General features: G+C 63.1%; 22 protein-coding genes. 10 read left to right on the top strand and 12 right to left on the bottom strand.

Annotated elements, in window-relative coordinates; translation table 11 throughout:
* Positions 1-103: 103 nt before the first annotated feature.
* The 6 genes from KBY77_RS11075 to KBY77_RS11100 all read right to left on the bottom strand — a co-directional run bounded on the left by KBY77_RS11075 (position 104) and on the right by KBY77_RS11100 (position 5,957).
* Positions 104-994, bottom strand: a complete 891-nt coding sequence (locus KBY77_RS11075; RefSeq protein ID WP_255104320.1) for a transglutaminase family protein — start codon at positions 992-994, stop codon at positions 104-106.
* Positions 979-2,001, bottom strand: coding sequence for an alpha-E domain-containing protein (locus tag KBY77_RS11080; protein WP_255104322.1), 1,023 nt, complete (start codon positions 1,999-2,001; stop codon positions 979-981). The genes KBY77_RS11075 and KBY77_RS11080 overlap by 16 nt, the downstream gene beginning before the upstream one ends.
* Positions 1,995-3,434 (bottom strand): circularly permuted type 2 ATP-grasp protein, encoded by a 1,440-nt coding sequence (locus tag KBY77_RS11085; protein ID WP_255104413.1) that lies wholly within the window; start codon positions 3,432-3,434, stop codon positions 1,995-1,997. Before KBY77_RS11085 ends, KBY77_RS11080 begins: the two co-directional genes overlap by 7 nt.
* 136 nt (positions 3,435-3,570) lie before the next feature.
* Positions 3,571-5,295 (bottom strand): urease subunit alpha, encoded by a 1,725-nt coding sequence (ureC, locus tag KBY77_RS11090; RefSeq protein WP_255093672.1) that lies wholly within the window; start codon positions 5,293-5,295, stop codon positions 3,571-3,573.
* 54 nt (positions 5,296-5,349) lie between these two features.
* Positions 5,350-5,658, bottom strand: a complete 309-nt coding sequence (locus KBY77_RS11095) for an urease subunit beta (RefSeq protein WP_255093673.1) — start codon at positions 5,656-5,658, stop codon at positions 5,350-5,352.
* Entirely contained in the window at positions 5,655-5,957 is a 303-nt protein-coding gene (locus KBY77_RS11100; protein WP_006172936.1) for an urease subunit gamma, read from the bottom strand. The genes KBY77_RS11095 and KBY77_RS11100 overlap by 4 nt, the downstream gene beginning before the upstream one ends.
* Positions 5,958-6,081: 124 nt before the next feature.
* On the opposite strand from KBY77_RS11100, the gene KBY77_RS11105 reads away from it, so the two are divergent.
* Complete coding sequence (locus tag KBY77_RS11105; protein ID WP_255104324.1) at positions 6,082-6,285, top strand: hypothetical protein; 204 nt, start codon at positions 6,082-6,084, stop codon at positions 6,283-6,285.
* Here the strand turns inward: KBY77_RS11105 and KBY77_RS11110 are convergent.
* Entirely contained in the window at positions 6,215-6,928 is a 714-nt protein-coding gene (locus tag KBY77_RS11110) for a TetR/AcrR family transcriptional regulator C-terminal domain-containing protein (protein WP_255104327.1), read from the bottom strand. The genes KBY77_RS11105 and KBY77_RS11110 overlap by 71 nt on opposite strands.
* 96 nt (positions 6,929-7,024) lie before the next feature.
* Between KBY77_RS11110 and KBY77_RS11115 the strand changes: the two genes are divergently transcribed.
* Positions 7,025-8,053 carry an NAD(P)-dependent alcohol dehydrogenase gene (locus KBY77_RS11115; protein ID WP_255104329.1) on the top strand — a complete coding sequence of 343 codons (1,029 nt, stop codon included), beginning with the start codon at positions 7,025-7,027 and terminating at the stop codon, positions 8,051-8,053.
* Here KBY77_RS11115 and KBY77_RS11120 read toward each other — a convergent pair.
* On the bottom strand, positions 8,027-8,965 hold the full coding sequence (locus KBY77_RS11120; RefSeq protein WP_255104331.1) for an urease accessory protein UreD: 939 nt from the start codon (positions 8,963-8,965) through the stop codon (positions 8,027-8,029). The genes KBY77_RS11115 and KBY77_RS11120 overlap by 27 nt on opposite strands.
* 107 nt (positions 8,966-9,072) lie before the next feature.
* On the opposite strand from KBY77_RS11120, the gene ureE reads away from it, so the two are divergent.
* The 8 genes from ureE (at position 9,073) to urtE (ending at position 16,457) form a co-directional block, all read left to right on the top strand.
* A complete protein-coding gene (gene ureE / locus KBY77_RS11125; protein WP_315856482.1) occupies positions 9,073-9,645 on the top strand; it encodes an urease accessory protein UreE in 573 nt (190 codons plus the stop codon).
* Entirely contained in the window at positions 9,642-10,343 is a 702-nt protein-coding gene (locus KBY77_RS11130; protein ID WP_255104334.1) for an urease accessory protein UreF, read from the top strand. The genes ureE and KBY77_RS11130 overlap by 4 nt, the downstream gene beginning before the upstream one ends.
* Before the next feature lie 21 nt (positions 10,344-10,364).
* On the top strand, positions 10,365-10,967 hold the full coding sequence (gene ureG, locus KBY77_RS11135) for an urease accessory protein UreG (protein ID WP_255104336.1): 603 nt from the start codon (positions 10,365-10,367) through the stop codon (positions 10,965-10,967).
* Positions 10,968-11,121: 154 nt separating this feature from the next.
* Positions 11,122-12,423 (top strand): urea ABC transporter substrate-binding protein, encoded by a 1,302-nt coding sequence (gene urtA, locus KBY77_RS11140; RefSeq protein WP_255104417.1) that lies wholly within the window; start codon positions 11,122-11,124, stop codon positions 12,421-12,423.
* 139 nt (positions 12,424-12,562) lie between these two features.
* Complete coding sequence (locus KBY77_RS11145; RefSeq protein WP_255104339.1) at positions 12,563-13,720, top strand: urea ABC transporter permease subunit UrtB; 1,158 nt, start codon at positions 12,563-12,565, stop codon at positions 13,718-13,720.
* Positions 13,721-13,780: 60 nt separating this feature from the next.
* Positions 13,781-14,887, top strand: coding sequence for an urea ABC transporter permease subunit UrtC (gene urtC, locus KBY77_RS11150; protein ID WP_255104341.1), 1,107 nt, complete (start codon positions 13,781-13,783; stop codon positions 14,885-14,887).
* A gap of 68 nt (positions 14,888-14,955) precedes the next feature.
* Positions 14,956-15,702, top strand: a complete 747-nt coding sequence (gene urtD / locus KBY77_RS11155) for an urea ABC transporter ATP-binding protein UrtD (RefSeq protein WP_255104343.1) — start codon at positions 14,956-14,958, stop codon at positions 15,700-15,702.
* A gap of 29 nt (positions 15,703-15,731) precedes the next feature.
* Positions 15,732-16,457, top strand: coding sequence for an urea ABC transporter ATP-binding subunit UrtE (urtE, locus tag KBY77_RS11160; RefSeq protein WP_255104345.1), 726 nt, complete (start codon positions 15,732-15,734; stop codon positions 16,455-16,457).
* A gap of 24 nt (positions 16,458-16,481) precedes the next feature.
* Here the strand turns inward: urtE and KBY77_RS11165 are convergent, their stop codons facing one another.
* From KBY77_RS11165 to KBY77_RS11180, 4 genes are all read right to left on the bottom strand, one after another.
* Complete coding sequence (locus tag KBY77_RS11165) at positions 16,482-16,754, bottom strand: FmdB family zinc ribbon protein (protein ID WP_255104347.1); 273 nt, start codon at positions 16,752-16,754, stop codon at positions 16,482-16,484.
* An 84-nt stretch (positions 16,755-16,838) separates the two neighbouring features.
* Positions 16,839-18,044 carry a formamidase gene (gene fmdA / locus KBY77_RS11170; protein WP_255093687.1) on the bottom strand — a complete coding sequence of 402 codons (1,206 nt, stop codon included), beginning with the start codon at positions 18,042-18,044 and terminating at the stop codon, positions 16,839-16,841.
* A 99-nt stretch (positions 18,045-18,143) separates the two neighbouring features.
* Positions 18,144-18,641, bottom strand: a complete 498-nt coding sequence (locus tag KBY77_RS11175; protein WP_255104349.1) for a hypothetical protein — start codon at positions 18,639-18,641, stop codon at positions 18,144-18,146.
* Between the two features lie 50 nt (positions 18,642-18,691).
* Entirely contained in the window at positions 18,692-19,441 is a 750-nt protein-coding gene (locus tag KBY77_RS11180) for an aminotransferase class IV (protein ID WP_255104351.1), read from the bottom strand.
* Positions 19,442-19,459: the final 18 nt, after the last annotated feature.

Here is a 19,459-nt window from a genome sequence, read left to right on the forward strand (position 1 = left end):
GGGCCTTCGATGGGCTCCTTCATGCTTCGGAAGCCACCCCGGGTACTGCGCCAACGGTTACCAATTCATGTTCATTTCCCCTTTTGTGCGCTCCCTGACCGGATCAGTAGTGGAGCAGGTTGGGGGCAACGTGCTCATCGCTGAGCACCTCAGCCTGGATCGACCAGCTCATTTCGCTCTTCACGCCCGGCGGTCCTGAGAAGGTCCCCGACACCGCCGCAGTGAGACTCGGCTTGGACGAGGTGGCCAGGGGGATGTAGCGGTCATCGATCGCGCCCATGCCGCTGGGATCGAATCCACGCCATCCTGCTCCGGGCAGGTACACCTCCGCCCAGGCATGGAGGTCATAGCGCTTGGGCGTCGGCTCGACGAGGTGATAGCCGCTCACGAACCGTGCTGGCAGGCCCACGCAACGGCAGGCCTCAATCATCAGCACCGCCAGGTCGCGACAGGATCCGACCCGCTCCCGCAGGGTCCGGCCCGCAGGCCAGGCTGGGCCGGCGTGGCGCTGGGTGTACTTCACCCGGTCCTGGATCATCTCCACGAGTTGCTGCAGAAACATCAGCGCCCTTTGATCGCTGCCCATCAGCGCCTCCTGAGCCAGCTCCACCGCCGCCGGATCGTGCTGCCCGTTGGGCAGCCAGCCTTCGAGGCTTCCGATCAGATCGCCATTGAGATGACCGACGGGATAGGGAAGCTCCGGCTCGTTGTCCGCCAGGCAAGCCTGCAGCAGGGGCGGCACCTTCGTCTCCACCTCACTGACGGCGCGGATGTCAAAGGTGTCGGTGCAGCCGATGAAGCGGGCGCGCAGGATGTCGTCTCCGCTGGCAGCCACGAGCGGGTGCAGATGGTGCGGATCCGGCGAGAAACACAGATCGAAACTGATCAGGCGCTGAAAGCCCTGAGCCCGCGGCTTCATGCACAACCTGTGGGGGCCGAGCTGGACGGGCGCGCTGTAGCGATAGCCGAGGGAATGGATTACGCGGGCGCGCATGCCAGGGGGGTGGGGGATGACGGCAGGGGGGTGGCGGGAGGAACAGCGACGGTTGCCGGGGATGGCGTCGGCAAGACGAAATAGCGCTCGTTGATCAGTTCGTGAAGACGGTTGAGATCGCCCTGAAACTGATCGATCGCCTCGTGCAGGCCCCTGTTGACCAGCTCATCAATCCGCACATAGCTCCAGTTGGCCAGCATCAGGCCGGCAAGGCATTCAAGATCGTCGGGCGGCCCCGGCACCGGATTGCCACGGATCACCCTCAGGGACTTATTCAATCCCTCCAGGCAGTAGCGCACCGAACGGGGAAAGATCGGGTCGAGCAGAAGGAAAGCTGCCACCGCCTTCGGAGCGATCGCCTGCTGCTGTGACTGGCGGAACATCTGATAGGCCCCGGCGGAGCGCAGCAGTGAGATCCACTGGAGCTCATCTAGAACACCTCCCACCTCCTCAGGACTGGGCAGGAGCAGGTAGTACTTGACATCCAGAATGCGGCTTGTCTTGTCGGCGCGCTCAACCAGCCGACCCAGTTTGCTGAACTGCCAGGAGAGATCGCGGCTGAGGGTGGCATCGGTGATGCCATAGAAGAGCTGACAGCCCTTGCGGATCTCATTGAGCTGCTCCTGGCCAGGCAACTGCCAGAATCCCTCGCTCTCCTGCAGGATGAGATACAGGTCGTTGATCTGCTCCCACATCTCGGTGGTGATCACCTCGCGGATCTGGCGGGCGTTCTCCCGGGCGAAAGCGATGCAGTTGACGATGCTGCTCGGATTGTCGGGCTCATTGACCAAGAAGCGCACCACGTCGGCAGGTCGGCCCTCGGGACAGAGCTTGTCGAACAATTCACGATCGCCGCTGGCGTCGATCAGGGGCACCCAGGGCTCGGCGCTGCCGGGTGGGCAGTCAAGCGCCATCGCCTCACTGACTTCCAGGAAGCGGGAAATGTTCTCCGCCCGCTCCACATAACGATTGATCCAGTAGAGCGAATCAGCGACGCGACTCAGCATGAGGATTCATCCACGATCCAGGTGTCCTTACAGCCGCCGCCCTGGGAGGAGTTGACCACCAGCGAACCGCGGCGCAAAGCAACGCGGGTGAGCCCGCCGGGACTAACCCAGGCACCCTTGCCGCGCAGCACATAGGGGCGCAGATCCACATGGCAGGGATAGAGCTCCCCCTCACTGAGGGAGGGAACGGTGGAGAGCTCCAGCGTGGGCTGGGCGATGAAATTGCGAGGATCGGCCTTGATCTTCTCGGCGAACTCGAGGATCTCCTGCTGGGAGGCATGGGGGCCGATCAGCATGCCGTAGCCACCGGCCTCACCCACCGATTTCACGACCAGATCCTTGAGGTGGGCAAGCACATAGGCCTGGTCGTCGGGCCTGGAGCAGATGTAGGTGGGAACGTTCTCGATGATCGGCTCTTCGCCCAGGTAGTAGCGGATCATCTCCGGCACGTAGGCATAGATCAGCTTGTCGTCGGCCACGCCGGTGCCCGGGGCATTGGCGATCGCCACCCTGCCGGCGGCATAGGCATCCATCAGGCCTCGCACCCCAAGCATCGAATCGCTGCGGAATACAGCCGGATCGAGGAAGTCGTCGTCGATGCGGCGGTAGATCACATCCACCGGCGCGTGGCCGGAGGTGCTGCGCATCCAGACGCGGTTCGCCTCGCAGACCAGATCCCGTCCCTCCACCAGCTGGATGCCCATCTGCTGGGCTAGATAGCTGTGCTCGAAGTAGGCGCTGTTGAACACCCCGGGCGTGAGCAGCACCACGGTAGGGGTGTCGGTCCAGGGGGCGAGTTCCCGCAGGGCCTGCAGCAGATGGGAGGGGTAGTCGTCGATGGGATGAACGGTGCGTCCGGCGAACAGGCTCGGGAACATCCGTTTCATCACCCGGCGGTTCTCGAGGAAGTACGCCACACCGGAGGGACAACGGAGGTTGTCCTCCAGCACCCGCCAGGTGCCCTGGCCATCACGGACGAGATCCAGGCCGGAGATGTGACACCAGCGGTTGAGGGGCGGGCGGAACCCCCGCATCTGGGGTCGCCAGCCATGGGAGGTCTCGATGTCCTCGAGCGGCACGATGCCATCAGCGACGATCTTCTGCTCGCCGTAGACGTCGCCCAGGAAGTGATCAATCGCCTCAAGGCGCTGGATCAGGCCCCGTTCGAGCGTCTGCCACTCACCGGAGCGGATCAGCCTTGGCAGGGGATCGAAGGGAAGGATGCGCTCCACTCCCTGCTCGCCGGAATCGTTGAGGCGGAAGGTGGCTCCAAGCCGCTTCAGCAGCATGCCGGCGGCTGCATGGCTGCGGTTGATCTCCTCGATTCCGAGCTGGCCGAGGGAGGAGAGGAGGGGCTGAAGCGCGGAACGGGGCTCGGCGGCGGCGCTGAAGTACTCGTCGTAGCCCTTGCTCGGCTTGTAGGCGGTGAACATCGACTCGGCCTCGGGCATGCCGTGATCATGCAGAGTTGGCATGGCTACAGCCAGTGGTCGTTGCTACGGAATCGGGGGGCTCGCTGGCACCTTCACTCTGACACCGGCATTGCCGAGGCGGAAGGGAGAGCAGATTTCAGAGCAGAAAGTAAAGCTGGGCCATCGGCAGCACCTCGGCGGGCTCGCAGGTGAGCAGTTCGCCGTCAGCGAAGACCTCGTAGGTCTGGGGATCCACCTCCACCTTGGGCAGAGCGCTGTTGTTGCGCATCTCGGCCTTGCCGATGCCGCGGGTGTGCACCACCGGTACGCAGGGCCGCTTCAGACCAAGTTTCCGGGGCAGGTCGTCGTCGAGCGATGCCTGGCTCAGAAAGGTGAGGCAGCTGGGGGCCAGGGCCGAGCCAAAGGCGGCGAACATCGGCCGGCCATGCACCGGACCGGGCGTGGGGATCGAGGCGTTGGCATCGCCCATCTGGGCCCAGACGATCGAGCCGCCCTTGATCACCAGCTCCGGTTTGACGCCGAAGAAGCCAGGCTTCCAGAGCACCAGATCAGCCAGTTTGCCCACCTCCACCGAGCCGATCTGACTGTCGAGGCCGTGGGCGATCGCCGGGTTGATCGTGAACTTGGCCACGTAGCGCTTGAGACGCACGTTGTCGTTGCGACCCTTCCCGGGACCGGCGCTGTCCTCCGGCAGTGTGCCGCGCTGCACCTTCATCTTGTGGGCGGTCTGGAAGGTGCGGGTGATCACCTCACCGACCCGGCCCATGGCCTGGGAATCGCTGGCGATGATGCTGAAGGCGCCCAGATCGTGAAGGATGTCCTCAGCGGCGATCGTCTCGCGGCGGATGCGCGACTCGGCGAAGGCCACGTCTTCGGGGATGGCCGCATCGAGGTGGTGGCACACCATCAGCATGTCGAGGTGCTCCTCGAGCGTGTTGCGGGTGTAGGGGCGGGTGGGGTTGGTGGAACTGGGCAGCACGTTGGCCTCGCCGCAGATCCGGATGATGTCGGGGGCATGGCCGCCGCCGGCCCCCTCGGTATGGAAGGTGTGGATGGTGCGACCGCCGATCGCCCGGATCGTGTCCTCCACGAAGCCCGCTTCGTTGAGTGTGTCGGAGTGGATGCAGACCTGCACATCGAACCGGTCGGCCACGGAAAGACAGCAATCGATCGCCGCCGGGGTGGTGCCCCAGTCTTCGTGGAGCTTGAGGCCGCAGGCCCCGGCGCGGATCTGCTCCTCGAGGGCCTCGGGGGTACTGGCGTTGCCCTTGCCGTAAAAGCCCAGATTCACCGGCAGCCCCTCGGCGGCCTGGAGCATGCGGGCCAGATGGAAGGCCCCAGGGGTGCAGGTGGTGGCGTTGGTGCCGGTGGCCGGGCCGGTGCCGCCCCCCAGCAGGGTGGTCACACCGCTGGCGATGGCCGTTTCGATCTGCTGGGGACAGATGAAGTGGATGTGGGTGTCGATGCCCCCGGCCGTGAGGATGTGCCCCTCGCCGGCGATCGCCTCGGTGCCGGGCCCCACCACGATCGTCACCCCGTCGGTGATGTCGGGATTGCCTGCCTTGCCGATCGCGCAGATACGGCCGTCGCGCAGGCCCACATCGGCCTTGACGATCCCCCACCAATCCACGATCAGGGCATTGGTGATCACCGTGTCCACCGCCCCGTCGGCGCGGGAGGTTTGGGCCTGGCCCATGCCGTCGCGGATCACCTTGCCGCCGCCGAACTTCACTTCCTCCCCATAGGTGGTGAAATCCTTCTCCACCTCCAGGATCAGTTCGGTGTCGGCCAGCCGCAGCCTGTCGCCCGTGGTGGGGCCATAGGTCTCGGCGTAGGCCCGGCGGTCCATCCGATAGGGCATGGCTGGTGCGGGTGACGAAGGAACGTGGGATGGGCGGGGCGGCCCCTGGGCCGATCAGTCGAGGGGGCCGTTGATCAGGCCGTTGAAGCCGAACACGCAGCGGGATCCGGCCAGGGGCACCAGCTGCACGGGGCGTTGATCCCCCGGCTCGAAGCGGATGGCTGTCCCGGCGGGAATGTCAAGGCGCTGGCCCCTCGCCGCCTCCCGATCGAAGACCAGGGCATGGTTGGCTTCGTGAAAGTGGAAGTGGGAACCCACCTGCACAGGACGATCACCCCGGTTGGCCACGTCGATCGTGGTGACCGGCCGGCCGGCGTTGAGCTCAAGGCTGCCGGGCTCGGGAAAGAGTTCGCCAGGAATCATCGGATCGGTTCATGCAGGGTGACGAGCTTGGTGCCATCGGGGAAGGTGGCCTCCATCTGCACCTCGGGGATCAGCTCAGGCACCCCCTCCATCACCTGCTCACGGCTGAGCCAGGTGGTGCCCTCGGCCATCAGTTCCGCGACGCTGCGGCCGTCGCGGGCCCCCTCGAGAACGAGGAAACTGAGCCAGGCGACCGCCTCGGGATGGTTGAGTCGCAGACCTCGCTGCAGCCGGCGCTCCGCCAGAAGCGCTGCCGTGACGATCAGCAGCTTGTCCTTCTCCTGGGGGGTGAGATACATGGGCCAGGGCGTTCCGCTGGCACTCTGGCAGTGGCGGCGGCGATGGGCAGGTTCAGCAGGAACTTTCACCGCCGCCGCCCGGCCGAGCGACCAGCATGCTGAGAATCCCGGCAGGCCCATGGCCATGGCCGAGCCGATCGATCTGATCGTGCTGCCGACGGCCCTGCGTCGCCGCACGGTTCTCGCCTACGGCCTCGGTGACGCCGGCACCGCGATGGCCGCGGCCCGCGCACCCCTGTTTCTGCCCGGCAACCTGCTCAGCTGGAGCTGCTGCGTGGCCGGGCTCGTGGAGCTGGGCCAAGGGAGCACTCCAGCCCATCAAGGATGAACTCCAGTCCGAAATCGAATGCATGAAGCCCGTCGTAGCGGCGCTCCATCACCTCACGGCTCAGCGCGTTCAAGTGGGGGAAGCGATCGGCAGGAAGCTGGGGCAGGAAAGAGGCGGCCATCGCGGCATAGTCCTGAGCCTCGATTGGGAAATTGATCTCCTGCAGGGTGAAGCCGTAAATGTGGCTGTCGATGGCGTTCCAGCCGTGGTCGGCCTGCTCCAGGGAGAAGCCCGCCGCCACCAGGCATCCGAGGGTGGCATCAATGGAGCGGAGCATGGCCGGCCCGGTGTTCAGCCGCGAGAGAATCGCCAGGGCAGCCCAGGGGTGGCGCAGCAACGCCTGATGAGCCGATAGAGCCCGCCGGCGCATCGCTTCCTTCCAATCGCCGCCGATCTCCGGCAGGGCGATCTCGCTGACCACGCTTTCAACCAGACCATCGATGATGGCGTCCCGGTTGGCCACGTGGTTGTAGAGCGACATCGCCTTGACCCCCAGCGCCTCGGCGAGCTTGCGCATCGAGAGGCCCGCGAGCCCCTCCTGATCGGCGATCTCCAGCGCCGCCGCCAGCACCCGCTCCCTGCTGAGGGGAAGTCGGGCGATCGGCGCCGAAGGGCTCGCTCCAGCCAGATTCCCCGCTGCCAATCCGATCCAGTAAAGGCGCAAACCTTACGGCGTATGCTTTGCTTACGGCGTAAGTCGTGAACGTCGATGCTGAATCCTGGCCCGTCCACGTCCACCATGCGGGCGATCGTCCAGGACGTCTACGGCTCCGCAGACGTCCTCTTGCTCCAGACGGTTGGGAAGCCCGCCATCGGTGACAAGGACCTGCTGATCAGGGTTCACTCCACATCCGTCCACGCCGGCGATTGGCACCTGATGCGCGGCGAGCCGTTTCTGGTCATTCGGCTGCTGTTCGGGGGCCTGCGCCGACCAAAGTTCCGAACCCTCGGCTGTGATGTCGCTGGAACCGTGGAGGCCGTCGGCAAGGGGGTCGGCAGATTTCGGGTGGGCGACGCGGTCTTCGGTGATCTCTCGGTCTGCGGGTTTGGCACCTTTGCCGAGTACGCCCGTGCCACGGAAGACGCCTTGGCGCTCAAACCCGCCGCGATCTCCTTCGAGGCCGCCGGCACGGTGGCCTGCTCGGGGTTGGCCGCCCTGCAGGGCCTGCGAGATCAGGGCCGGCTCCAGGCGGGGCAGCACGTGTTGATCCTTGGGGCCGCCGGCGGGGTGGGCTCCTTCGCTGTACAGATCGCCAAGGCCTTCGGGGCTGAGGTGACCGGCGCCTGCAGCGCCCACAAGAAGGCCATGGTGCTCTCCATCGGAGCTGACCACGTGATCGATTCGGCCAGGGCGGATTTCAGTGCGGGCGGCCACCGCTATGACCTGATCCTCGATACGGCGGCCTATCGCCCCCTCGCGCAAGTCCTGCCGGCCCTTGCACCCGACGGCACCTACGTGCTGGTCGGCGGCTCAACGGCACTCCTCTTCAAGGTGATGCTTTTACAGGGTCCCTGGATCTCCCGAACCAGCCGCCGCCGGATCTGCGTGCTGGTCTCGAACCCCAATCCGGCCGATCTGCAGACCCTGGCTGATCTGCTCGAGACCGGCAAGATCGTGCCGTTCATCGATCGCCGCTGTCGCCTGACGGATGTGCCCGAGGCCATCACGGCACTGGAGCAGCGCCAGGTTCAGGGGAAGGTCGCCATTACGGTTGCGCCAGAGAGCGGCTGCAACGAGCCCTCAGACCGGCCTGAAAGAGCCCTCTGAGACTTCGACAAGCCATGGGTCTTCCTGGAACGGCCAGACCCGGGGGAGAACCGGGGACGCCAGGCCTCGCTCGGCGCGGATCCGCGCCCAGATCCTGGTGAACCAGAACCGCGCCGCCTGGCTGGAAGGCCCCCGGTAGCGGGCCACCAGGCCAAGATCGAGCCGGCCACAGGCCATGTCCCCCTCCAGTCCGGCCCGATCGGCGCGGCAGAGCTCCAGCAGCGTTTCGGGCACCGGCGCCGGTGCCGCCCAGACCAGGCTGCCGAACACCGGCATCCCCGCCAGCCCGTGGGAGGAACGCAGGCTCTCCCCCGCAAGCTCCAGTTGATCGACCACGCTCCAGCGCCCCTGGCGGCGCACCTCCAGGCGGGAACGCCAGCTGCCCTCCCCCAGGGTTTCGGCATCGGCACTGCGGCCCAGGCGCACCACATCGGCTCCGAGCCAACTGGCCCCCTCGGCCAGCTCCACCCGGCAGCTCTGTTCGATCAACCCCCCGGCGAACACCACCACCTCCTGGGGCAGCCATTCCAGATCCGCCCCCTCCTGCAGCTCGAAGCTCAGCCGCTGGCGACTCCAGCTGCCGTCGGGCGCCAGGCGGGAGCGGCCCACGGACCCATACACCTTCTGGGCGGCGACGCTGGTGAGCAGCACGCGACTGTGGGGTCCGAGCTCAGCGCCGATGCTCAGCTCATCGCCCCCCACGAGGCCACCACCGGTGTGCAGCAATGGCAGTTCGCAGCGGCCATCGGCGCGGGCGAAGGCCCGCTGGATCTTGAGAGGGGCCGTGGCACCGCCCTGGTGCTGGGTGCCGCGATCAGCCTGGCGATGGAAGCTGAGGCTGGCCTCAGCGCACCAGGGCTGGGGGAGGGCGCTCAGCGTGACCAATTTGCGCTCCTTAGATGTGGGCACCATCCGGGGAATCCTGACCCAGGCAGCCAGGGCTGATTCGGTAGCCATCGGCACAATCGTTGCTCCCCGGCCTGGGGAGGCTGGCTACAGGTTCTGAGGCTGTCGGCCCTGTGTCCACGCCCCCGAGCTGGAGTACCCCCCCGGTCACGCGTCCGCTGCAGCTGGAGTTGCGTTGCGACGCCCCTGACCAGGGACAGGAGCCCGACGGGGACCTGCTGCTGCTGAGCCTGCCCCTGAGCGCCCAGGAGCGCACGAGCCTGCGCGGGCGCCGGCGCACCGCCTGCGGCCGCGAGCTGCTGCTGCAACTGCCGCGGGGACCTGCCCTCGAGCCGGGTGAGCGGTTGATGCCGGCCGATGGCCGTGTGCTGGTGGTGGTGGAACCGGCGCCTGAGCCGGTACTGGTGGTGCGCAGCCCGGATCCCCTGGTGTTGCTTCAGGCCGCTTACCACCTGGGCAACCGCCATGTGTCGCTGGAGCTGCGCCCCGGGGAACTGAGGCTGCTGGAAGATGGGGTCCTGGAGGAGCTGCTGCGGCAGCGGGGGCTGTTGATCGAGCACAGTCTGGTGCCGTTTCTGCCGGAGCCTGGCGCCTATGCCACGGCCAGCCACTCCCACGGTCACGCCGGCGCTCACGCTGGCAACCACGACAGCCATCACAATCACGGCAGCGTTCAGCCGCGATGAGTGTCGCCGGACTCCATCTGCTCCAACTGGTGAGCCCCGCCCTGCCGGTGGGAGCCTTCAGCTACTCGGAAGGGCTGGAAGTGTTGGTCCAGCGAGGAGACATCAGCACGGCGAAAGCGCTCCAGGACTGGCTCGAAGCGGAGCTGACTCGCGGCGGCATCCGTATCGAAGCGGCAGCCCTGGGCCCGCTGCAGGAGGCCCTCCGCGAGCATCAGCTCATGGCCACAGCGGGAGCAGAGAGCGATGATGCCCAGCTGGCACGGGGAGCGTTGATCGACCTCGACGGCTGGCTGCTCGCCCAGCGCGAAGCGAGCGAGCTGCGGGCCCAGCAACGTCAGATGGGACGCTCCCTGCTCCAGCTGCTGGCGCAGCTGGGCTGGCCGCTGCAGCCAGAGGGTGAACTGGCCTGGCCGGCGGCCTGGGCCTGGGCGGGGCTTTGCCTGGAGATCCCCCTGCCTGATCTGGTGGAGGCCTACCTCTATGGCTGGTGCGCCAACCAGATCAGCGCCGCCGTGCGCCTGGTGCCGCTTGGACCCACCCAGGGGCAACGGCTGCAGCTCGCCCTGGCCCCGTTGCTGGTGGAGCGGGGCCGGGAGCTGGCGATCGCCGATCCACGCGAGCAATGGAGCGGCGGTATCGGCTCCGGCCTCTGCCAACTGCACCACGCCGAGCTTTACTCCAGGCTGTTCCGCAGTTGATCGCCAAGGCAGGCCACCAGCATGAGCAAACTGCGCGTTGGAGTGGCCGGACCCGTGGGATCCGGCAAGACAGCCCTGGTCGAAGCCCTCTGCCGGCGGCTGCGTCAGGAGCTTCAGCTGGCGGTGGTCACCAATGACATCTATACCCAGGAAGACGCCCAGTTTCTGACCCGCGCCGGAGCGCTGGAGCCCGAGCGTATCCGCGGAGTGGAAACGGGGGGGTGCCCCCACACGGCCATCCGTGAAGACTGTTCGATCAACCGTGCTGCGGTGGAGGAGCTGGAGAGTGAGTTCCCCGATCTCGACCTGGTGCTGGTAGAGAGCGGCGGCGACAATCTGGCGGCCAGTTTCAGTCCGGAGCTGGTTGATCTGTGCATCTATGTGATTGACGTAGCCGCCGGAGACAAGATCCCCAGGAAAGGGGGCCCCGGCATCACCCGCTCCGACCTGCTGGTGATCAACAAGATCGATCTGGCGCCGATGGTGGGCGCCGATCTGAACGTGATGCAACGGGACACCGAAAGGATGCGACCAGGGCGCCCCTGGTGTTTCACCAACCTGCGCAGCGGAGAAGGCCTGGAGCGGGTGGAATCCTTCTTACGTGAACAATTACCTAGTTCATAGACCTGAGCCAGGCCGCAGTGCTCACCAGCAAATCCACACACGCTGCGTCACGCCAGGCATTTCGTGTGATCGGATACATAGCGCCGTGGGCAACCTCCGTAAGTTCCGAGCTGCCGTCAGCATTGCGGCATACCATCACCTTGACAAAGCACCAATGGTTCGGAATCTCTCTCGGCGGCTGTTTGCTGGACTGGCTACTACCGCCGTCAGCATCACTCTGATTTCCTGCGGTGGTGGCGGCGGCGGAGACTCCGCAGGCAGCTTCGACGGCGAGATCAAAGTTGGCATTCTCCACTCACTGAGTGGAACCATGGCAATCTCGGAAACGACCCTGAAAGAGGTCGAAGAGATGGCAATCAAAGAGATCAATGATGCCGGTGGCGTCAAGGTTGATGGCAAGTCGTACAAAATCGTCCCTGTTATCGAGGACGGAGCTTCCGATTGGCCCACCTTTGCCGAGAAATCACAGAAGCTGATTGATTCCGACAAGGTGGCCGTGGTTTTCGGCGGCTGGACTTCCGCCAGCCGCAAGGCGATGCTGCCGGTGTATGAGGCCAAAAATCATATGCTCTTCTACCCGATTCAATACGAAGGGCAGGAGTGCTCCAGGAACATCTTCTACACGGGTGCAGTTCCCAACCAGCAAGCTGAGCCAGCAGTCGACTGGCTGATGAAGACCTACGGCGACAAGCTTGGCAAAAAGGTCTATCTCGTCGGCTCTGACTACGTCTATCCACGGACTGCCAACACCATCATCAAGGAGCAGATGAAGGCTCTCGGCGGAGAAACCGTCGGGGAAGACTACATCCCTCTTGGCAACACTGAGGTGGCCCCGATCATTGCCAAGATCAAAAAGGCGTTCCCTGATGGTGGCATCATCATCAACACCTTGAACGGCGATTCCAACGTTGCCCTCTTCAAGCAGTTCAAGGCGGCTGGCATTGATCCGGAAAAATATCCGATCATGTCCTTCTCGATCGCCGAGGAGGAAATCCGCCAGATCGGCCCTGAGTACACCACAGGCACCTATGCAGCCTGGAACTTCTTCATGAGCCTGGACACCCCAGCATCGAAGAAGTTCACCTCCGACTTCCAGGCCATGTATGGCGCCGATCGGGTCACGGGTGACCCGGCAGAATCGGCCTACAACATGTTGTACCTCTGGAAGAATGCCGTCGAGAAGGCCGGTACGTTCGAAGATCTCGACAAGGTCCGCAAGACCATGATCGGCATCAAGTTTGCCGCGCCCCAGGGCGAGATCGAGATGTTCCCCAATCACCACACATCAGAGCGTGTGCTGATCGGGGAAGCCGAAGCAAACGGTCAGTTCAAGATCCTCGAAGACAGCAAAACGGCTATTCCGCCCCTGCCCTGGAACCAGTTCGTGCCCGAAACCAAGGGCTTCACCTGTGACTGGACCCAGGATCGTCCCGACGCCGGCAAGTTCAAGATGTGATCACGGCCATCTCCGGGAGGCGATGAAGGATCGGTGGTTCCTCAGGGAGCCACCTTCATCCAGATCGATACAACACCACCTTCGAACTGGTCCAGCATCGTTAATGCGACGCTGGACCTAACTTTCAATATTCATTCCGTTGGAACTCTTCTTTTCTCAGATTCTCGATGGCCTAAGCATCGGATCCGTTCTGCTGCTTGCAGCCACTGGTCTGGCCATCGTTTTTGGCTTGATGGGGGTCATCAACCTCGCCCATGGTGAGTTCATGATGCTGGGCGCTTATGTCACCTACGTGGTGCAGTCGGCGTTCAAACCCATGGGTGGTGTGATCTTTGAGCTTTATTTTCCAGTCTCCTTGGTCCTTGCCTTCATCGTCACTGGACTGATTGGCGTGCTGCTGGAGAGAACTCTGATAAGACAGCTCTACGGCAGGCCCTTGGAAACCCTGCTCGCCACTTGGGGGGTCAGCCTGATTCTCATCCAGCTGATTCGAAGTGTGTCAACGGCCATGATGCTTGGCATCATCGTCGGTGTTGCCTCCGGCATTTTAATTTCTAAGCTACTGCGCGCGAAGTTCTCACTCAAGCCTTTCTTTACCTATCTCAATGGACTCGGCTGGGCTGTATCAATTCTCATCGGTCTGATTGCCGTCAACATCTTCGATAAAGTCCGCCCGCTCTCCAAGGCCTGGTTCGGTCCCCGCAACATCGACGTGACTGCCCCGAAATGGTTGCAGGGAAGCTGGGGGATGATCGGCACCATCGAACTGCCCGGACTGAGGATCTTCATCATCCTGCTTTCGGCCCTGTTGCTTCTGGCCACCTACTGGTTCCTGAACAAGAGCGTCTGGGGTCTGCGCATCCGTGCGGTCACCCAGAACCGTCAGATGAGCAACTGTTTAGGGATTCCTACCGATCGCGTTGACAGCATCACCTTCGGCATCGGATCCGGACTCGCCGGCGTGGCTGGGTGTGCCATAACGCTGTTGGGGTCGGTGGGCCCCAACCTCGGAGCCGCCTACATCGTGTCCTGCTTCATGGTGATCGTGCTGGGCGGAGTTGGCAACTTGCTCGGCACAGTGATCGCATCGATGCTGCTCGGGATCATTCAATCCGTGATCGGCTCAGGCACCTTGCTCACCGTCTTCCCTGACATGCCGGAAGCGGCTAGAGGAGTCACCGAATTCTTCGCGACCACGAGCATGTCTCTGGTGCTCGTCTTCATCTTCATCATCGTTTTCCTCCAGTTCCGTCCCAACGGCATGTTCCCCCAGAAGGGACGATCTATCGATGCCTGACCCAATCATCCCAACCCGCAGCAGTTTCCCGTTCCATCTCCCCACGAGGAGGCCTCAACCTTGAAACTCTTCCAAAGACTTGTCCCCTGGATTCTGCTGGCGGTTGCCCTGTTCATCCTGCCGGCGGCCCTCGACGATTTCCGCCTCAATCTCTTCGGTCGTTACTTTGCGCTTGCCATCACGGCTCTGGCGATCGATCTGATCTGGGGATACACCGGTCTGCTGAGCCTGGGTCAGGGGATCTTCTTCGCGTTGGGTGGCTATGCGGTAGCCATGTACCTGATGCTCAACACCGAGAGCCTTGCTGGGGGTAACGGCATCCCCAAGTTCTTCGAGAATTACGGGGTAGCTGAGCTTCCCTTCTTCTGGAAGCCATTCTGGTCGCCAGCATTCACGCTGATCGCGCTTTGGGTGATCCCAGCGGTGGTGGCAGGTCTGGTGGGTTGGTTGATCTTCAGAAACCGGATCAAGGGGGTGTATTTCTCGATCATCACCCAGGCCGCGCTGATGGTGTTCTTCCACTTCTTCAACGGTCAGCAGAAACTCTTCGACGGCACCAACGGCCTCAAGACCAGCACATCTGAGCTGTTCGGCCAACTTGTCGGTTCCCCTGATATGCAGGTGGTGTTTTATCGCCTCACGGTGATCCTGCTCCCCTTGGCTTTTCTGGTCTGCCGCTACTTCACCAGCGGCCGCTTCGGTGATGCCCTGATCGCCATCCGGGACGATGAAACAAGATTTCGCTTTGCAGGTTTCAATTCGGTCCCGTTCAAGACCATCGTCTTCCTGGTGGCCGGAGCCCTGTGCGGAATCTCCGGCGCCCTCTACACCGTCCAGTCCGGCATCGTTTCTCCCCAGTACATGTCGATCTCCTTCTCGATCGAGATGGTGATCTGGGTTGCCGTGGGAGGTCGGGGAACCTTGGTGGGTCCAATTATCGGAGCCACGTTGGTCAATTACCTGCGCAGCCTTGTGAGCGAGGCCCTGCCTGAGGCCTGGCTCTTCGTTCAGGGGGCCCTGTTCATCTTCGTGGTGGTGCTCATGCCAGATGGCATCTATGGCTGGGTCACCAACGGAGGCCTCAGGAGTCTGCTGGCCGCCTTCGGCATAGCCAAGAAGGCAAAAACCTATCCCCAGCTCGATGAGGAGGCTGTCCCCGTGGACTAGGTAGCCCGATGATGCTGCCAGGTTTTCCTAAGTGACTGCTTTCTCGAATACGCACCTTTCCGATGTCCATGTCAGAACCTCTACTCGAGCTAAATGACGTCAGCGTGAGTTTCGATGGCTTCTATGCCCTCACCGATCTCAGCATGAAGCTGTACAAGGGTGAGCTGAAGTCGATCATCGGACCGAACGGTGCCGGCAAGACAACGTTTCTGGATGTGATCACCGGCAAGGTGCGACCCACCAAGGGCTCGGTGACCTTCAAGGGACAATCCCTGCTCGGTGTTTCGGAGCAGAAGATCTCCCGTCAGGGGATCGGCCGCAAGTTCCAGACCCCGAGGGTCTTTGAGAACCTCAGCGTGCTTCGTAATCTCGAACTGGCCGCTTCTCCGGTGAAGAACGCCTTCAGCCTATTGGGGTCCGGGCTGCCTCAGGCCGCCAAGGACGAGGTTCATCGCATCATGAACTATGTGGGACTGGCACCCTTCGCCACCGTGAAAGCCGGCTCCCTCTCCCATGGCCAGAAGCAGTGGCTGGCCATCGCTTCCTTGGTGGCCCAGGCGCCGGAAGTGCTGCTCCTGGATGAACCGGTTGCCGGTCTCACCGATGAGGAAACTCTGCGAACTGCTGAACTGATCAAGTCTTTGGCTGGCGACCACACCGTAGTGGTGATCGAGCACGACATGGAGTTCATCCGGGATCTCGATTTCGACGTCACCGTTCTACACCAGGGACAGGTGCTCACAGAGGGTCCATTGGACCAGGTCAAAGCCGATCCCAGAGTCATCGAGGTCTACCTGGGGCCCCCCGAACAGTAAACGCTTCCCGACCTTCAACAACCGCCCTCATGTCTACCACCAGCGAAAAGACCCTGCTCCAGGTCAAAGGACTGAATGTGTATTACGGAGAAAGCCATATTCTCCGCAACGTAGACCTGAGCATTCAGGAGGGGAAAATGGTCTGCCTGATCGGCCGCAACGGCGTCGGCAAGACCACCTTTCTCAAGACCATCATCGGCCTGCTGCAGCAGCGTTCCGGCACGATCGACTACGGCAACGGCCAGCTCTCTAATCAACCTCCCTACAGGAGGGCCCGGGCAGGCATCGGCTATGTCTCGCAAGGCCGTGACATCATTCCCCAGGTGTCAGTAAAAGAAAATCTCCTGCTGGGCATGGAGGCCCTACCCGGAGGGCTCGAAAAGAACCGCCACATCGACCCCCTGATCTTCGATCTCTTTCCGATTCTCGAGAAGTTCCTCAAGCGCAAAGGTGGCGACCTCAGTGGCGGACAGCAGCAGCAGCTGGCAATCGCCCGGGCTCTGCTGGGCAAGCCAAAACTGCTGCTCCTGGATGAACCTACCGAGGGTATTCAACCGTCGATCATCCTCGACATCGAGCACGCCGTTCAGCGGATCATGAAGGAGACTGGCATCAGCGTGCTGCTGGTGGAGCAACATCTTCACTTCGTGCGCCAGTCCGATTTCTATTACGCCATGCAGCGGGGTGGCATTGTTGCCAGCGGCAAGACGGAACAACTCTCCGACGATGTGATCAAGGAGTTCCTGACGGTCTGATCGACCCTGTCCCCTTTAATGGTTTCAGCAGCCTCGATTCAGCATCCAGGGACGGGTGCTGCTCTGCTTCAGTCGGGGCTTTCCAGCCGGAGGGGTATCTTGCTTGCGCACGAGTCGTGGTTCCGACTGTTCCTGCTTGAGCCGCAGGGGGCCGGTTAGGGACATCACCGGCGTGAACACGCGTGTACCTTCAGCATCACAGGCAGGACAGTTCGTGTCGCTCTGACGCTGATCGATGCTGCGCCAGACTTCATAGTTTTCGCAGCCGTTGGTGCAGCTGTATTCGTAGACGGGCATCGTTGGAGGAGACAGAGATCTTGGCAAAAGTCAGCACAATAGAAAGGGGGCCTGTGCTCAGACCCCCCGATCGACCATTGCTGATCAGCAGGGCAGAATATCCTGATCGAAGATTGATGTTGGAATCGCCAGGGTACAACAGGCATTTGGAATGTCGACGATGCCGCTGATCCGTCCCTCGACTGGCGCACAGCTCAGGAGCAGATAGGCCTGCTCACCCGTGTAGCCAAACTTCTTGAGGTACTCAATCGCATTGAGGCAAGCCCGCCGGTAGGCGATATGCACATCCATGTAGTACTGCTTGCCATCGAACTCATCCACCGAGATCCCCTCAAACACGAGGTAATCAGTGAAATGAGGCTCGACGGGGCTGGTCTTGAACATGGGATTGACCATCCCATACTTCTCCATGCCACCCTTGATGATCTCCACATGCAGATCGAGGTAGCCCGACATCTCGATGGCGCCGCAGAACGAGATCTCTCCATCACCCTGGGAGAAGTGGATGTCTCCCATCGAGAGCTTGGCCCCTTCCACATAGACGGGGAAGTAGATCTTCGTGCCTTTGGTGAGATTCTTGATGTCGCAGTTGCCGCCATGCTCACGGGGAGGCACCGTGCGGGCCGCCTCATTGGCCACCCGCTCGAACTCCGAGCTGGGCAGGGTTCCGAGGATGGCGCTGTTGGGATTGGGCAGGGCCGCCAGCACCGGCTCACTGCCCGAAAGGCCAGCTCCGTAGGTGCGCCGGTCGGGGGCGGTGTTCACCAACTCGGTTTCACGGCGGTTCCACTCCCGCAGCAGCTCATGGGAGGGAGCACAGCCGATCAGGCCAGGGTGGGTGATGCCGGCGAAGCGGACACCGGGGATATGCCTGGAGCTGGTGTAGATCCCTTCGAAATCCCAGATGGCCTTAGCCGCCTTGGGGTAGTGATCTGTGAGGAATCCACCTCCGTTTTCCTTGGCGAAGATGCCCGTGAAGCCCCATTCATCTCCCTGGAGGGCACCGACATCGAGAATATCGACCACCAAGATGTCGCCAGGCTGGGCACCATTCACCCAGATCGGCCCACTCAGGACATGGACAACCTCAAGATTGACATCGGCGATATCCTGAGGATCATCATTGTCCTTGATCTGGCCATCGGTCCAATCCTTGCATTCGATCCTGAACACATCTCCCGGATTGACTGAAACAACAGCAGGGATGTCGGGATGCCAGCGGTTATGGCCCGGCATCTCCTGCTGGTCCATCGTCTTGGTGAGATCGACCTTGAATAGTGTTTTCGGCATCGAGTGGAGGGGAACGGTGCGGTTTTCACCCACATCCAACGCGAGCACTCCAAGGCAAGCAGTATCAGCGGTTACAGGACCCCGCGCTCAGCGGCCCGGTCACTGGCGTGCCGTGCTGTCATCGAAATCACCGCGGCGGCAGAGGTTGTCCTTGAGGCGAGCCGTCCAGGCCTGAGGTTTCAAGTCACCACTGGCCTCGATCCGCCCATCAAAGTGATAGAGAATCTGCCAGCGACTCTTGCCGCTCAGCTGAGCGGCCTCGGCAACATCCGTGATGGGGTAGCCATAGAGGTTGTCGTAGCTGGGCCAGCCGGGCGTGTCCTTGATGCTGCAGACGGCGTTGAGAGCATGCAGGCGTCCATCCGTCGGCTGGCCAGGCCCATGCAGGCGCACAGCGCCCTTGTAAAGGCCGTTGGACACTCCGGGCTTGAAGGTCTGGGCAAGCTCCACCCGGGTCCCCTCCGCCACAACCAGCGCATCCCCCAGCCTGGCGTTCTGAACGGCCACCTCCTTTGGCCCGCCGCAGGCCGAAAGCCCCGCCAGCAGCACTGCCAACCCCGGGATCACCGCTGCCGCCTCGACCCTCACGCTGTTCACCCGTTGATGACCAGACGCTATGACAACTGCTTGCGGCGATGGCCCCTGGATCACTCGTCGAGCAAGCCACGCCAGAGGTGCTCCGGATCGGGCCAGGTTGGCAGCACATCCCCCTCCAGGAACCGGATCGGTCGGCAGCCGAGGCTGTTGATCAGCAGCGCACCATGACGCAACTGGGAGGCCTCGATCGGAGCCGGGGCCTCCTGGACCAGCCCCAGGGCCAGGGCCCTGGCCCGCATAACTCCTGGCAGGCAGCCACTGGTGAGCGGCGGAGTCCACCAGCCCTGGGGTTGGCGCACCAGCAGGTTGGCGCTGGTGCCGCAGCAGAGCCCCCCGGCCGTGCTCTCCAGCAGCGCGTCCTCCTGCCCCGCCCTCTGGGCCTCCAGCCTGGCCAGCACGGCAGCGCCATAGGCGAAGGTCTTGCAGGAGCTGAGCTGACTGGCGGCATTGCGCTGCTCAAGACTGCTGATCACAGCGGAAACCGAGCTGAAGTCAGGCCGGGCAGCGCTGAGCTGCAGCCAGAAGCGTCCTGGTCCGGTCGAGGCTTCGAGGCCGCGGCCCCCATCGCCCCGGCTCCAGTTGAGCCGCAGAGCCCCGCTGCCGATCCCGCTGCGCTCGATCGCCTCGCGGGCCAGCACCGCCACCCGCTCCTGCGGCGGCGGGGGCTCAAGCCCCAGCACGGCCGCGCCCCGCCGCCAGCGCTGGAGGTGCTGCGCCAGCAACCGGGGGCGGCGCCCCTCCACCAGGACCGTTTCGAACAGCCCATCGGCCAGGCTCAGGCCCCGATCCGAGAGCGGCACCGAGAGGCTGCCAGGTGC

Source organism: Synechococcus sp. Cruz-7E5 (assembly GCF_024345995.1).
Lineage (GTDB): Bacteria > Cyanobacteriota > Cyanobacteriia > PCC-6307 > Cyanobiaceae > Regnicoccus_A.